This is a genomic window from Paenibacillus daejeonensis DSM 15491 (assembly GCF_000378385.1).
GTDB lineage: Bacteria > Bacillota > Bacilli > Paenibacillales > Paenibacillaceae > Paenibacillus_D > Paenibacillus_D daejeonensis.
This window is the reverse complement of sequence record NZ_KB899660.1, coordinates 283,300-298,502: the sequence shown is the minus strand read 5'-3', so window position 1 is coordinate 298,502 and position 15,203 is coordinate 283,300. Positions and strand designations below refer to the sequence as shown.

The 15,203-nt window shown below is 43.7% G+C and carries 19 protein-coding genes; 18 read left to right on the top strand and 1 reads right to left on the bottom strand.

Annotation, left to right across the window (positions count from 1 at the left end):
* Positions 1-27: 27 nt before the first annotated feature.
* Entirely contained in the window at positions 28-213 is a 186-nt protein-coding gene (locus F556_RS37050; protein WP_083937930.1) for a winged helix-turn-helix transcriptional regulator, read from the bottom strand.
* A 223-nt stretch (positions 214-436) separates the two neighbouring features.
* Between F556_RS37050 and F556_RS0108250 the strand changes: the two genes are divergently transcribed.
* From F556_RS0108250 to F556_RS0108170, 18 genes are all read left to right on the top strand, one after another.
* The gene (locus tag F556_RS0108250) at positions 437-3,232 is read left to right on the top strand and encodes a glycoside hydrolase family 3 C-terminal domain-containing protein (RefSeq protein ID WP_020616457.1); all 2,796 of its coding nucleotides are present in this window, start codon (positions 437-439) and stop codon (positions 3,230-3,232) included.
* A 652-nt stretch (positions 3,233-3,884) separates the two neighbouring features.
* Positions 3,885-4,232, top strand: coding sequence for a hypothetical protein (locus F556_RS33565; protein ID WP_157272680.1), 348 nt, complete (start codon positions 3,885-3,887; stop codon positions 4,230-4,232).
* Positions 4,233-4,387: 155 nt separating this feature from the next.
* Complete coding sequence (locus tag F556_RS0108240) at positions 4,388-5,167, top strand: class I SAM-dependent methyltransferase (protein WP_020616455.1); 780 nt, start codon at positions 4,388-4,390, stop codon at positions 5,165-5,167.
* A 188-nt stretch (positions 5,168-5,355) separates the two neighbouring features.
* Positions 5,356-6,627 carry a copper amine oxidase N-terminal domain-containing protein gene (locus tag F556_RS36150; RefSeq protein ID WP_245583034.1) on the top strand — a complete coding sequence of 424 codons (1,272 nt, stop codon included), beginning with the start codon at positions 5,356-5,358 and terminating at the stop codon, positions 6,625-6,627.
* 124 nt (positions 6,628-6,751) lie between these two features.
* Positions 6,752-7,288 (top strand): hypothetical protein, encoded by a 537-nt coding sequence (locus tag F556_RS0108230; protein ID WP_020616453.1) that lies wholly within the window; start codon positions 6,752-6,754, stop codon positions 7,286-7,288.
* 31 nt (positions 7,289-7,319) lie between these two features.
* The gene (locus tag F556_RS0108225) at positions 7,320-8,534 is read left to right on the top strand and encodes a copper amine oxidase N-terminal domain-containing protein (protein ID WP_020616452.1); all 1,215 of its coding nucleotides are present in this window, start codon (positions 7,320-7,322) and stop codon (positions 8,532-8,534) included.
* 28 nt (positions 8,535-8,562) lie between these two features.
* Positions 8,563-9,087: a hypothetical protein gene (locus F556_RS0108220; RefSeq protein ID WP_020616451.1), complete on the top strand. Its 525-nt coding sequence runs from the start codon at positions 8,563-8,565 to the stop codon at positions 9,085-9,087.
* Between the two features lie 35 nt (positions 9,088-9,122).
* Positions 9,123-9,311, top strand: coding sequence for a PspC domain-containing protein (locus tag F556_RS33555; protein WP_020616450.1), 189 nt, complete (start codon positions 9,123-9,125; stop codon positions 9,309-9,311).
* Positions 9,312-9,358: 47 nt separating this feature from the next.
* Positions 9,359-9,886, top strand: a complete 528-nt coding sequence (locus F556_RS0108215) for a GNAT family N-acetyltransferase (protein WP_020616449.1) — start codon at positions 9,359-9,361, stop codon at positions 9,884-9,886.
* 76 nt (positions 9,887-9,962) lie between these two features.
* Complete coding sequence (locus F556_RS0108210) at positions 9,963-10,487, top strand: hypothetical protein (RefSeq protein ID WP_020616448.1); 525 nt, start codon at positions 9,963-9,965, stop codon at positions 10,485-10,487.
* A gap of 103 nt (positions 10,488-10,590) precedes the next feature.
* On the top strand, positions 10,591-11,079 hold the full coding sequence (locus F556_RS33550; RefSeq protein WP_020616447.1) for an NUDIX hydrolase: 489 nt from the start codon (positions 10,591-10,593) through the stop codon (positions 11,077-11,079).
* A gap of 144 nt (positions 11,080-11,223) precedes the next feature.
* Positions 11,224-11,712: a HEAT repeat domain-containing protein gene (locus tag F556_RS0108200; RefSeq protein WP_020616446.1), complete on the top strand. Its 489-nt coding sequence runs from the start codon at positions 11,224-11,226 to the stop codon at positions 11,710-11,712.
* 17 nt (positions 11,713-11,729) lie between these two features.
* On the top strand, positions 11,730-12,221 hold the full coding sequence (locus tag F556_RS0108195; protein WP_020616445.1) for an SRPBCC family protein: 492 nt from the start codon (positions 11,730-11,732) through the stop codon (positions 12,219-12,221).
* Entirely contained in the window at positions 12,203-12,646 is a 444-nt protein-coding gene (locus F556_RS0108190; RefSeq protein WP_026297174.1) for a GNAT family N-acetyltransferase, read from the top strand. Before F556_RS0108195 ends, F556_RS0108190 begins: the two co-directional genes overlap by 19 nt.
* Before the next feature lie 116 nt (positions 12,647-12,762).
* Positions 12,763-13,779 carry a phosphotransferase gene (locus F556_RS0108180; protein ID WP_026297173.1) on the top strand — a complete coding sequence of 339 codons (1,017 nt, stop codon included), beginning with the start codon at positions 12,763-12,765 and terminating at the stop codon, positions 13,777-13,779.
* Positions 13,780-13,821: 42 nt separating this feature from the next.
* Positions 13,822-14,175, top strand: a complete 354-nt coding sequence (locus F556_RS37045; RefSeq protein WP_245583033.1) for an NUDIX hydrolase — start codon at positions 13,822-13,824, stop codon at positions 14,173-14,175.
* Positions 14,176-14,261: 86 nt separating this feature from the next.
* Positions 14,262-14,720 (top strand): GNAT family N-acetyltransferase, encoded by a 459-nt coding sequence (locus tag F556_RS0108175; RefSeq protein WP_020616441.1) that lies wholly within the window; start codon positions 14,262-14,264, stop codon positions 14,718-14,720.
* A complete protein-coding gene (locus F556_RS0108170) occupies positions 14,713-15,144 on the top strand; it encodes a hypothetical protein (RefSeq protein ID WP_020616440.1) in 432 nt (143 codons plus the stop codon). Before F556_RS0108175 ends, F556_RS0108170 begins: the two co-directional genes overlap by 8 nt.
* Positions 15,145-15,203: the final 59 nt, after the last annotated feature.

Sequence of the window (15,203 nt, the reverse complement as noted above, 5' to 3'; positions counted from 1 at the left end):
CTCCTGGGGAAGTTCAAGGGGTGTCATTCAAGAAGATGTACTTTCAGTGGGATCTTCATTTGCGGTCTGCACAAAACGGCGTCCCCAATCGCAGAGCGGATCCAGTACCATACGCAGAGAGCGTCCGTTGTCCGTTAACTCGTACTCGACCTTAGGCGGCACCTCTGGAAAAACGGTGCGCTGGATAAGGTCATTCGCCTCCAGTTCTTTCAGTTGCTGCGAAGTGGAACTTCCAGATTTTCATCAGGCGGTTCGGTTGCATCGGCTGATGGACGCCATCAGGGAAGCAGCGCATACAGGAACGCGGCAGATGGTTCAGTAAAATCAGAGTGACATTAAAATATGAGCATGCACCTTAAGATCTTGGTATGTTCCCTTTCCATCATGTGCTTTACAATGGAGTAAGAGTAAAACCATACCAATCGGAGGGGATAGCTTGCACACCATTACCCATCAGGTACCATCTCAGGCGTTTGCTGACTTCAGCCGTAAAGCGGCCACAGAGGGTGCCGTATTGCTCCAAAACCACGACCAGGTCCTGCCGATCCGACAAGGCGAGCGGGTCTCGCTCTTCGGGCGTTCGCAGATCGACTACTACCGCAGTGGTACTGGCTCCGGCGGCAGCGTTAATGTCGCATACACGACCAATTTATTGAACGGATTGCGCGGCAAAGCTCAGATTCAGGTCAATGAGCAGCTGGCAAGCATCTATGAGAGCTGGCTTGAAGAGCATCCATTTGACAACGGCGGTGGCGCTTGGGCTGCCGAGCCTTGGCATCAACAAGAAATGCCTCTTACGGAGGAGATCGTGAAGGAAGCCCGCAGCCAGTCGGATAAGGCAATCGTTGTAATTGGCCGGACCGCTGGTGAGGATCAGGACAATGCGCATGCTGCGGGCAGCTATTTGCTGACACCGGAGGAGCTGGCTATGCTTGGCGAAGTGACGTCTCAGTTTGAGCGTACGGTGGTTGTCCTGAACGTCCCCAACATTATTGATATGAGCTGGCTGAACGATAAGGCTCATGTCCACCCGATCCAGGGTGTTATCTACGCCTGGCAGGGCGGAATGGAGGGCGGCAATGCCATAGCAGATCTGTTGGTGGGTGATGCCGTACCGAGCGGCAAGCTGACCGACACAATCGCCTATACGATTGAGGACTACCCGGCGACAACCAACTACGGCAGCGACTCCAAGAATCTGTACCAGGAAGACATCTATGTCGGCTACCGGTATTTCGAGACCTTCTGTCCGGAGCGCGTGCAGTATCCGTTTGGCTATGGCTTGTCTTACACAACATTTGAGATTGGCTATGTGCTGGGAAGGGTCGTCACCAAGGACGGAGCAGACTGGATTGAGGTCGAAGTGTCCGTCAGCAATACCGGGCAGACGTTTGCTGGCAAAGAAGTCATCCAGGTATATGTGGAAGCGCCGCAGGGCAAGCTTGGCAAGCCCGCTCGTGTATTGGCGGGGTTTGGCAAGACGAGCGAGCTGCAGCCTGGCGCCTCAGAGCGGGTGACGGTACGTCTGAGTGTAGATGCCCTGGCGTCTTACGACGACAGCGGCATCACGGGTCATCGCTCGGCGTATGTACTCGAAGCCGGGACCTATCGTTTCTACGCGGGAACGAGTATCCGGGAAACGGAACTTGTGGAGCTGGACGGACAAGCGGGCTATGAGCTCGAGAGCCTGCGTGTAGTGGAGCAGTTGCAGGAGGCATTGGCTCCGACGGAGAGCTTCACTCGCATGGTACCAGGTGAGCGTAAATCAGACGGTACATATGAGCTGATCTATGCAGAGGTCTCTACGCGGCAGGTAGACATGGCGAAGCGCGTGGAGGCAGGCAGACCTGAGGAGCTGGAGCCGACAGGTGATCAGGGGTACAAGTTGAAAGATGTTCACGAGGGCAGCGTCTTATTGGAGACGTTCATTGCGCAGCTGGATGATGAGGACCTCGCTGCAATTGTTCGTGGCGAGGGCATGAGCAGTCCGCTCGTTACGCCGGGTACTGCCTCGGCCTTCGGCGGGGTGACGGAGCAATTACTCCATTACGGTGTGCCGATCGCCTGTACCGCTGATGGCCCGTCCGGGATCCGGATGGACAGCGGGCATCTGGCGACCCAGGTGCCAATTGGGACGCTGCTGGCTGCCAGTTGGAACACCCAACTGGTGGAGGAACTTTACGTGCTAGAAGGCCAGGAGATGCTGGATTACCGCATTGATACGCTGCTGGGTCCGGGCATGAATATCCGGCGGCATCCGCTGAATGGGCGTAACTTTGAATATTTCTCGGAGGATCCGCTCATGACCGGTGTCATGGCCAGTGCCATGGTACGCGGCATTAAGAAGGGCGGCGCTCATGCGACGCTCAAGCATTTTGCCTGCAACAACCAGGAGCATCAACGCCATTACGTGGACGCGGTCGTCTCGGAGCGGGCGATAAGGGAAATCTATCTCAAGGGCTTCGAGATTGCGGTCAAGGACGGCGGCGCCACGTGCATCATGACGGCCTACAATCCGATCAATGGTCATTGGTCTGCGTCCAACTACGATTTGAACACCACGATTCTGCGGGGCGAGTGGGGCTTCTCGGGAATCGTCATGACAGACTGGTGGGCCAAGATGAATGACCCAGTAATGGGCGGCCAGCATGATGAGAAGAACACCGCCGCGATGGTACGGGCGCAGAACGATCTGTATATGGTGGTTCAGAATTATGGCGCTCAATTCAATGTTATGGATGACAACACCATCCGCGGCTTGGCTAGCGGAAATGTTACTCGCGGCGAGCTGCAACGGGCGGCTATGAACATCTGCCGTTTCCTGATGGCTGCCCCCGTCTTCGCCCGCGAGCCTCAGGCCGAGCCACCGGTGACGAAGCTGGCAGCTGTTGCGGAAGCGTCTGGTGTGTCAGAGGTGCAGACAGTAGATCGTGTTGGGCAGGGGCAGATTACGCCGGATGGGGCGGAACCCGTCTCGATTCAGGTGAAGGAAGCGGGCGTGTACCGGATCGTCGTGAAGGTCAAATCCGATGGGCTGCGCTGGGCGCAATGTGCCTGCAACGTCTACCTCAACGACGAGCTACTGACCACCGTCCAGACCAGCGGCACGGAAGGTCGCTGGCTGCAGCAGCGCCTGGGCAAGGTCGAGCTCGAGCAGGGCCACTACGAGATGAAGCTGGACTTCGTCAAGCCTGGGCTGGAGCTGGAGTGGATTGCGTTTCGGAGGGAGTAGGAAGCGGGAGTGGGGCAGTGCAGGGGCGCTAACGCTCGCCACGAGAGCGTCGATTAATTAGCTGACCCCAAGGGAGAATGTGCTAACGGCCACCAGAGCGCTTAATCGTAAAGAAAATGGACGTTTAAAAAGCTAACGGCCACAGATGCACTTATTTGCTCTAAAACTAGACATTTCGACTGAAAACGCGTGAATAACGGCGTTCCTGTCCGTTAGAATTGCAAATGGCATGTTTAAAGCCTAATAGGTGCTGTGGTGTCCGTTACAGCAAAAAATGAATCCTGAGTGATGCGCGATAACGATACAGTATTAATCGAAGCTCTCGCTATCGAGCTTATTTGGTCAGATTTGAAGGGTTTTGAAACGTAACGCTTACCACGGAGCTTATTGCGGTCATTTGGACTGTAATAGGCTCCTTTTTCGCATCTAACGTCGCACCACAAGCGTTAGCGAGTGGGGTGAAATTAAAGAACCAAAAATATACAATTATGCTACAATAAATTAAGAATACTTTTTTGATTTCCACAGAATGAGGAGAGCTACGTTGCAATCATTGCTTGTTTTTATGTTTGTTTTCATACTACTAGGGGGCATTCTTATATCTCTATTCTATAGAAAACGTAAGAAGATTGTGGTCGCGAGTACTTTAATCATGATGGCAGTTAACATTCCTATTCTTCTAATCATGGCTTCTATGCATAATGACACCTTGAACAAAGAAATAGAGAATGTCATACGTGCAAGAAATGGTGAGATCATTGAAGTTGTTAAAATGAATGAAGACTCCGAACGCACCCCTTTTAAAGAACAGACTGGCCGCTCAAATATTATATTTAAAGTTACCTATAAAGTCAGAGACGAAGTATTTGTGGCTTGGTATAGAGCTGTTAAGACCCTAAATGATATCCACGACCAAAAAGATGAAAAACGTGTGCGCGGATATGGCGAAATGTGGATTTTTGAGAGTGATGAGATGAGCGAATGGAGTTCCGAAAAATAATGCGACCAGCAAAATGCTGAAGCAAGCTGTGAGTGCAAAGTCTAGAATGAGATTAAATGAACAAGGGAGAGATTAATTGTTTTTTTCAGTCTGAAAAGAACAAATGATTATACAAATTATGGAAATTTATATAGCCTCATTATGAGGTGGTTAATATGACGACGAATTTCGGTAAGGTTTCGAGTGATTATGCGAAATACAGAGATCGTTTGCCACAGGTGCTTTTTGAACAGCTAAAGGGGCATGGTATTCATCTACAAGGATCAACGATCATCGAGCTTGGTTCGGGCACAGGAATCTTCAGTAGAGATCTGGCTTTGCAAGGTGGCCATGTTATTGGAATCGAGCCTTCTCAGTCATTAATTGATGAGGCACTGAAAGGTGACAGTGAGAACTCGGAGTATACAATCGATTATATCAAAGGTAAAGCCGAGGAAGTCATACTTCAGCAACACTATCCCATCGTCATAGCGGTAAGAGCATGGCATTGGTTTGAGCGTGAAAAGGTCCTTCAGAATATCAGGAAGTATTTGAAACACTCAGGCTTGTTAATCATCATTCATTCCATTTTTCTCCCCAACTCCTCTGTCGCAAAAAAAACCTTTAGCGTGTTGCATAAGAATTTGGTCGAAATGAAACCAGCTGGATCTTTGGCTGACGCTAAAGAAAGGATAAATGGCATGCCAGCCCAGTGGTTCGAAGAATGGCGAGAACATTCTTTTGAGTTACTTCATGCGTGGCAGCATGATTATGAGCTTTCGTTTACACACGAGGCTTGGTGCGGAAAAATAAAATCCGTTTCCTGGATGACAAATACCGATGAAGCCACGAGAGCTAGAGTCACGAAGGAATTGCTTGAGGAACTCAAAAACTGCGAGAAGCTATTAAATGTCCCTCATCAGTATTCAGTCGTAATTCTCAAAAAGAATGCGTGAATGGAGAATGAATTTATTTGGAGGTCGTCTATTTGCAAGTAGTTCATTGGTCGCCCGTTAGTCATTCGAAAAATATCACGCGAAACGGCTACGGAAAAGTCGCAAAGGGGTGTGTTGTATATAAGTGTTGAAAACCAGAAAAGGAGACGCTATAGTGAATAAGATGAAGTGAGTCTTAAGACTCGGTTATGATGATAGGTTATGAATCATTAGAACTAGGTAGACTTCGCTATCTTAACTATATCCCAGGGGGAAAAGAAATGAGAAAGTTAACGTTTGTTACGGCATTCTTTATGGTGCTGATGCTCGCAAGTGCAGGAATGGCGACTGCAGACCAGCAAAAACCAATTCAGGTTTGGCTGGATGGGGAGGAGCTGGTATTTGAGGTACAGCCTGTACTACACAATAATATTACATATGTAGAGTTTCGTAGTTTGTTTACTGCACTTGATTTCAAAATTACCTATGAGGCAACAACGAAGCGGATCAGGGGGACTTCTATATATGACAATGTCACAATAGAAATGACAATTGGATCAGATAAAGCATTCATAAATGGTCAGCCTGCAAAGGGTAACGTTCAGCCCATTGTAAGGGACGGTCGTACCTTGGTCCCCCTTCGTTTTGTAGGAGAAGCGACAGAGCTGGATGTGCAGTGGGATGCTAAGGATCGCAGCATAACGTTGACCACTCCCGGACCCACCGCACAGGATTACGAGCAAATAATTTCATTCCTTACGAAGCTGGGAGAGGCCCAGTCCAATGGAAATGAAGCAGAAGTGAGGGCATTATTAAACAGCGGTTCCCCTCTGTATGAGTCTAATTACTCTGCATTAATGGAATTCTTGAATCAAGTGAAGATTAAATCGGAGTACGAACTCTCCTTTATTTCTAACATGACCAACACCTCAACTATGATTATGGTCAACAATGAATCTACAAAAATTAGCGATGGTTTCTATATCGATAATAAGTCCTTTCAAGCCCTTGCTCTTTCTCGTGATAACAAAGGAGGAGATTGGAAGCTTGATAGTTTGTTAGCCTTAATTACCGAATACACAAATGCAGAGGAAGTGTTGGCTTCAGAACCGACTGTCCCTGCGGAAGAGAAAGCAAAAATCATTGCATTGTTGGAGGAGCAGATTAATTCCAGCAATGACAACGATAATCAACGGTATGCAGCGACATTTGATCCCAATATACCTGGTCTAGAAGAAAGTCTGGCATTTTTAGATGTACTGATGGCAGAATATAACCTTCATTACGAACTAAACGACTGGAAAATTGTTTATTATGATGAGCTGCAAGCCTATGTATATTTTAGCCAAACCACCACCAGAATTGACGGTCCGGAGTATGCGGATAACCGGATGGAAGGTATTCTAAAAGTTATTAAACTAGAAGATGGGACTTGGCGTGTGACGAATACCAGTTTTACTTTGAGTATAGAAGAACTATAGAGAATAAATATGTTGATTAGCACAGTCTGCTTTAAAGGACTGTGCTTTTAACAATGGTGATCCAATTGTTTACTTTTATGGTATGATGGTGTGGTTGGAAGATTTTTGAGTTAGGGAGAGTATTATGGGTGCAAACAAAAGAAGTATCTTTAGAATAATAATAATGATGTTGATTGCCGTAATTACTTTAAGCAGTTATAAGATAAATGCGTATCCAAAACTAAAATCATATGATTTATCTCAACTCATAAAAAATGAAGATATGGATGATGTTCGTTTAACAATATACCATGCCAGCCTATTAATTCTAACGCCTTATCCTTGGAAAGTTGATGATTTAATTCGTGCAACTAGCGAAGATAAAATAGTCATTGAAGGTAAGGAATTAGAAGCGTACATACCCATATTAAATCAGATTAACAAAGATGTGTTGAACCCGGTTTGGTGGAAGAAATCTCCCTATCAAGATGTTAGATTGTATTATGTGTTTGAAAGTAAGAAAAATGGGAAGTTATTTGATGTTGGTTTGTGGGGGTTTGATAATAGCCATTACGTCAATGGAATTGAAGTCAAAGAGAACAGGCTTTTTTATGATGTTATTATGCCTTTTTTGCCTGATGGTGAAATGAAGCAATTCATAAAAAAGTGGAGTCTAGGCTAGGGGACTTTCATCTATACCAGGAGGTAACTACATGAAGAAACGATTATCCACAATATTAATAATGGTACTTATGCTAGCGTTTGCAGCAGGTGCATCAGCAGAGCAACAGAAACCCATACAGGTTTGGTTGGATGGCAAGGAGCTGGCATTTGAGGTGGAGCCTCTTGTGCAGAATAGTGTTACTTATGTAGAGTTCCGCAGCCTGTTTGAGGCGCTTAATTACAAAATAACCTACAATGCGGCAACGAAGCGCATTGGTGGGACCTCGGGTGATAGTGAACATACGATTGAAATGACAATCGGCTCGAGCAACACCATTGTTAATGGGCAACTTGTACCAGGACGAGTTCAGCCTTTGATTCAGGATGGCCGTACGCTTGTACCCCTGCGTTTTGTCGGAGAGGCTACAGGATTGGATGTGGTATGGGATGGCGTCGCACGTACCGTTTCGTTGACATCGCCTTGGCCAAACGCTAAGGATTACGAGCAACTTACTTCCTTCTTAAATCAATTAGGAACGGCACAATCAAGAGAAAATGAAAGTGGAATTCGAGCACTAATCAACTCTAACTCACCGCTCAATGATATAACTTATTCTGCATTAATGGAGCATGTTGGACGAGTGGAAATTGAATCGAAATATCGGTTTCAGCATATTTTGACTATGACTCCAACATCGACGACGATCTTAGCTACAAATGAATCTGTAAAGGTAAGTGGCGGATTCTACCTCAATCACGAGTCCAATCTGGTGCTTGACCTCTCCCGTGACAGCAGGGGAGCTGAATGGAAGCTCAATCAATTGACCGTTTTGGGATCTAATTATACTCATATCGAAGAGTTGTTAGCTGTAACACCGGCTGTATCGGCTGAAGAAAAAGCGGAAATTATTGGGGTACTCGAGGAACAAATCGCAGCCAGCAACGACGAGGACATCGAACGGTATGAAGCGACTTTTGCCCCGGATACCCCTGAACTGAAAGAAGCTATCGCCTTATCCAAAGCGGTATTTGAACAGTTTGATCTTCTTTTTGAACTGGCAGAAGTTCAGATCATCCATTATGACGGAGCTGAAGCCTATGTTTACTTTAGTCAAACGACGACCAAGCTTGAGGGTCCGGATTTTATAGACAATCGATTTGAAGGTATTGCGAAAATTATCAAGTTGGAGAACGGAACATGGCGTGCTACGAACGAAACGCTGGTTTTGGATATTAATGAGCTTGGTTGGGATACAGAGGAGTAATTAGATCCTAATCGGTGTGGAGGATTTCATGAGAAAAGGCATCGCCGTCTTCACTATACTTCTTGTCATTTTGGCTTTGTCTGGCACTGTGATGTTCTACTTTCCCAAAAGTGTTTCCTTGCATGCGGAGGGCATGAAATACAGACTGGGTCAAGAGCATGAAGCTTTTGAACAGCAAGTTCAGGTTCTTATTGAAGGTAAAGTTTATAAACGATTCCTAAATACGAAAAGGTTTGAAGGCTCCGTTGATATTCAAGGTCTAGAGAATGTTGCGGCACTGGAGATGAAGACAGTACAGTTTACATTGGATCATGATAATAGTGGTCTCTTGATTTATCGTTCTTTTGAAAATGGTATGCCTACAAATTATCTTTTAGGAGTTATCTATTTTAGTACAACGTATGATCAAGCGACGATTGCTCTCCAAAATCAGGGGAATTGGAATCCCGAGAATGGATTCATGCTCTCTGCACCAGCGTCCGATAGAACGGAGGCATTAGAAGTCTCAAATAAGCTGATGGCGACTTATTTAAAACATTTTATTTTGGATTAACTATACGTTTCAAGTGTAAAGGAAGTGGCATCCCGATGAGAAAACTAGAAAAAGCTTCATTGGATAAATCACTTTTCGGAGTATGCGGGGGCTTAGCAGCGTTCGCTGGAATATCCTCGTTTAGTGTGAGACTCATCTTTATCATCACGTGTCCCGTTTCGTTCTTTGTGTATATCATTCTGAACAATGCCATGCACGAACCAAATCATCTTAGAGGAATTTAGTAAATGTCTGTTCAATAATAAGTTACCTTGAGGAGCTAATCCTGCCAATGAATGAACACAACTACCAGATACTTTTGGCTCCCGTAACCGCGGCGGATCTAGATTTTATTGCGGCTGTGGAATGCAACGCTGAGATCTGGTGCTATGAAGAATCGGTTGAGACAGATGCTAACCAGGTGAAGGCTAAGTACTTAGAGCAAATTAGCTCTGAACATAACTTTGATTTTATAATTACAAGGACTACTTATGAAGGCGCGGAACCTATCGGACTAGCGAGCATTTGGAGTTATGTGGAGCACAGAAAGAGCTGGGAAATTGGCTTTGGCCTTCTTCCGTATCATCAAGGTTTTGGATATGGGTATAGTGCCACGAAGCAGCTAATTCACTATGCTTTTGAAAAGTTAAATGCCCATAAGGTCGTGGCAATGTGTAACAGTAACAATTTACATTCAGCTCGATTAATGAAGAACGTAGGCATGCGACGGGAAGGTATCTTTAGAGAAGAGTTAGAGTGGAAAGACGTCTGGGTGGACCAGTGGTTCTTTTCGATTCTAAAGCGTGAATGGAAGTCCTAATGAAAACCGACATCCAATCACCTTTTATCGACCCATGGCGGCACGGTTGAATTCGTATGGAGGAGGCGGTGCGCGAGTGGACTTATATCATTATTATGAAAAAGAACGTGGTCCCTTTAGAAATTTATCTACTTTGCCAGCCGATGAGGCACAGCTCATATTGGACCAATTGAAATTGCAACAGCAAGTGTTTGCTAGTAAGCGATCGGACGATTACTTAAGAACTCGCCAGACATTGGAGGCCAGGGCAAGATCCCTTTTTATTCAAAAAGGAGGGAAGCCGGCACAGCGGTACCCGCACTATATGACGTTAGGTCCGTGCAACTGGTTAAAGCAATGGTACAATGAGGGCGAAGTGGTCAGTATACCACTGGATGCCATTGATCCTCAAATCATAAGCTTTACCTATGGTGATTTATTTCCAACGATGCGTTATAAGGACGGAAAGCCATATCGAGAAAAGGTTTATACAAGAGAAGAAATCATGAACGTTGTTCAACTTTATGGTTGGCCCCAGGTTTGGAATCACGATGGCAGCAAAGGACCGGAGCGATATATAGAAGCCCAGTTATGGGATGACAGTTTCAAGAGATACTTATAAAAAAGGCGAAAATTGCTTGATAACCATTAAATCAGAGAAATCTTTTCTATTCTTAAGAGTGAATGGAAGTCCTAATGAAAATGCAAGAAGACAGGAGAGTCTAATGAAAATTCGTACAGTTGCCTTGGCGGTAATTAAGCGAAATGAAGATCAAATTTTAGTCCATGAGTTCCGTTTTCCAGGACATCCCATCACCTTTTATCGCCCTTTAGGAGGTACGGTTGAATTCGGAGAGAACAGCAAAAGCACTCTCATTCGCGAACTAAAAGAGGAATTAAATCAAGACGTCGAGGAACCCAATTTAATTGCGGTCATTGAAAATATCTTTGGTACAGAAAACGATATGGGCCATGAGATCGATTTTATCTATGAAGCCACATTTAAGGATCACAGTCAGTATCTATGGGAGGAAGTGCCAGCAATAGAGGGAGAGGAACGATTTGTAGCGAGGTGGGTGCCTATCCAGTTCTTTGTCGATGCAGACAAAGATGTGCGGTTGGTCCCGGACGGATTACTGGGATTATTGACCAACCAAGATCGGGAGAACCAGCAAGAAATCACTCATGTGAAGACAAGTAGTATACATAAATAGTCGATGCGTTGTACAAGTCTCCGAGCATTCGGAGGCTTTTTTGTTATCTGTAAGTGGAAATGATAATATCCAGTTGTTCCCTTTTATAGTATGATGGAACAAAGGTTATTAAAAGATAATTCTAATAACAATTAGGAGTGAAATATGAGTATAGAGCATTTGGATTCTTTCCTTCAAAACAATGAAATTAATGAAGCCTGTTTACTGATTGAGGAGCTAGCAGACAACAATGATGCAATGCTCACAGATTATTTAATAAAACAATTGGAACTTACAGAAGAACCTCTAATCAGAATTCAAATTGCGCTTACTCTCTCAGATATGGCTTGCCAAGATGCAGTTGAGCCGATTATAAAATTACTGCAAGATCCGAAGACACTAGGATATAGGGGTTCATTATTATATGCACTTGCACCCTTACATTACAGTGAACACATAGATTTATTATTTGAATTAATGATGACTGGAAACTTTGAAGTGAGTAGGCAGTCTTATTTATTACTTGAAAAAATAATCGATGACATACCTTTGAACAAAAGACAAGAATATAAGTTAAAGATTAAAAAGCACATTGAAGATATGGAAGATAAGATTGATTTTCTGACCGATGCAATAGATGAATTAAATTTATAAGGAAGGGCGGATCACTCATGATAACAATTAAAGCTGAAATCGAGATTTCTGCCCCCATCCAAATGTGTTTTGATCTTGCTAGAGATATCGAATTACATACAAAGACTGTGTGGCCTCACACCAAGGAACGGGCTGTTGGAGGTGTCACCACAGGAGGCATTGGTTTGGGCGAAACGGTTACGTTCGAAGCAACTCATTTTCTCATTCGCCAAAGATTGACCTCCATAATAACGGAATATGAATATCCATATGTGTTTACGGATCAAATGCAAATAGGAGCGTTCAAAAGTCTTACGCATAAACATGAATTCATGGAGCAAGAGGGAAAGACACTAATGACAGATACATTATGCTTTGAAGCTCCTATGGGTATTTTGGGGGTTGCTGTTGAGAAAATCGTGCTCAAAAGATATATGAAGAGGTTCATAGCATATAGGAATATAGAGCTCAAGAAAGTCATAGAGGAAAAGGTGAAAGCTGGTGATACGAAGTGGCTGAAGCCAGATTAGTTCATGTAAATGAATTAGAAGATCTTTTGTTACTCTATACGTTTCTTCAACCCAATGATCCAGAATTGACTAGGGGGCCAGAGCTGTCTAATCATTGGAATGATATGTTGAATGACAAGAACATGAGCATCATAGTTGTTGAACACGAGGGTGTTCTTGTTGCGTCCTGCGTACTGGTCATCATAAAGAATCTTACCAGGAGTGCAAGACCGTATGGCTTAATCGAGAATGTGGTCACACATATAGACTATAGAAGACAAGGGTTTGGTCAAATGGCAATAGAGAAGGCAAAAGAGATTAGTCGAAATCTAAATTGTTATAAGTTGATGTTAATGACAGGCTCGCAACGAGCAGAGGTGCATGACTTTTATGAGCGGGCGGGATTCATCAAGGGAAAGAAAACAGGCTTTATCTTAAACATGTAGATAAGTAAGGAGATTTAAATGAAACGAATAACTATGCTTTTCATCTTTGCTTTTGGTTTTGGCATAATCTTTCTCGTTAATGACTATAAACTCATAAGGATGAGTGATTACTGAAAATGAATAATTCGTACAATGTACAACTTGAAGAGTTGTGTAAAAAATTGGAACTTGGGGATTTAACAAAAACTCCTGTCGCTATATCAGGAGGTCATCTACATAGAATGTATGCTATAGAAACCACTAATGGGAACTATGCTGTTAAAGCACTAAACCCTTCTATTATGGAAAGGCCTACGGCTCTACATAATTACATTCAATCAGAAAGAATAGTTGATTTTTTGTCCAATCGCATTCCCGCTCAACCCGCAAAGAAATTTAAGGGTGATTTTTTGCAGAGTATTGATAATCAGTTTTACATGATATTCGATTGGATTGTAGGAGATTGTAAAGTAGCAACGGATATTACCGAAGCAGATTGCAAGAAAATAGGTTCCATTCTAGCAAACATCCATCAAACAGATTACTCCCAATTTGACATGAGTCATGCTTCTTCTAAAGAGGCTCGAGAAATAGTATGGGCTTTTTATTTGAATAAAGGAAAAGAAGAAAAGGCTGTTTGGATTAATGACTTATCTGATAGTGTGGAGAAACTATCGCTATGGAATGCTAAGTCAAACCGATCTAAAAAAATGTTGGAATCAGAGAAGGTGCTCAGTCATCGCGATTTGGAACCTAAGAATGTGATGTGGAAAAATGGTGAACCGATTATTATTGATTGGGAATCAGCTGGAGAGATAAATCCTAAACACGATTTGATTGAGACAGCAATTTATTGGTCCATTAATGAGCTAGGCAGTGTAGACAAAGACAAATTTTTAGCTTTTTTAAAAGGCCATCAAAATAGTTACGGAATGGTTCAAGTGGATTGGAGAGCTGTCTTAGATGCAGGTTATTTTAACAAACTGGAATGGCTAGAATACAGTCTGAAGCGTTCATTACAGATTGAATGCGCGGATAAAGTTGAGCAAGAAATGGGAACTAGACAAGTAATAGAAACTTTAAATGAACTCAAAGAATACGAAAAATTGTCTACTATCCTAGTAGAGTGGTTGAACGAGTGGAAGAAAAAATGAAGGTCAAAGAGTTAATTGTGATACGAAAGATAAGAATGGAGCGTGGCTCAGTTGGCATTCAATGATACGTTTCGATTCGGCGCGCATGCAATTATCTCAAATCTTGACGGTCAAATTCTTTTACTGAAACGAACTTACGGCAACAAGGGGTGGAGTTTACCGGGTGGAGCAGTAGATCCGGGGGAAACGATACATGAGGCGCTTTTTCGTGAGTGTAAAGAAGAATTGGGCGTGGAGGTATGTAATGTCGTTTTAACTGGCTTTAATTATCATAGTCATTTGAATGCTCAAGTTGGGATCTTCAGGTGTTCATTACCAGAGAGACAAATCATAAAGCTTAGTTCAGAAAATTCCGAGTATAGGTGGACGCCAATTTCTGAACTTGGTGACGTATAGCGAATAAGAGCAATGGACGCTTTAGAATATAGCGGTGTTGTCGTTAGTCGTTCATTTTAGACTTTCTCAATTATTGGAGGCATGCGATGCTATATTTGAAGACAGTTGACAAAACGAACTGGGAAGCCTGTGCCGCGCTTAAACCGAAACAGGAGCAAGAGCGACTCATAGCTTCCAATCTTTATTCAATTGCTGAGTCTCAGTTTCTGAGTGGGTTCTCGAGTATGGCCATTTACCGGGAAGAGAGCATGGTTGGTTATACCCTTTTTGGTGTGGATCCGGACGATCAGAATTACTGGATTTATCGGTTAATGATCGATCAACAATATCAAGGCAAAGGATACGGTGCCCAGGCTGTACAAATGATTTTAAACCAGATTCAAGGCCGAGCGGATTGTACAAGTGTCTGTCTCATTGGTTATCATCCTGATAATGGGGCAGCCAAGAGAGTATATGAAAAAGCCGGCTTTACAGAACAAGGATTAGCGCCATGGGGAGAGATGATTGCTAAGTATCGGTTTATTAGGAGCGAGAAGAATGAATAAGCCTCTCTTTTTGTATCATGGGTCGAGCAAATTAGTTGATTGTTTGTTTCCTTTCCAAGCATATGATTGGGTCTTTAAAGAAGGAAACCAACTTGCAGTTTATGCAACATCCGAGATGAATATTGCCCTAGCTTTTGCGTTAGGAGCAGTTCTGGATAATGAAGGAAAATGTGAACGTGTTATGGACCCCAAGTATGGTTTACCTATACAAATGATTTTCTTCAGTGGCCATCCTAACTATGGTGAGCGTGGCTATTTATATAAAGTTAGAAGCGATGGATTTACATATGCTGGAGGTACCCAGTGGGTAAATCCTAATCCCGTTAGTCCAATTGAAGTAAAGACGATTCAAGTTGATGATTATTTACATCTTTGTAGATACGCAACGAATGAGGAGAAAGAGGAATTAAAGCGAGAGAACTAATAGATCGTCACTTTCTTCATCTCACTCCACTATGTATTGAGGTAAGAATAAATGGAACT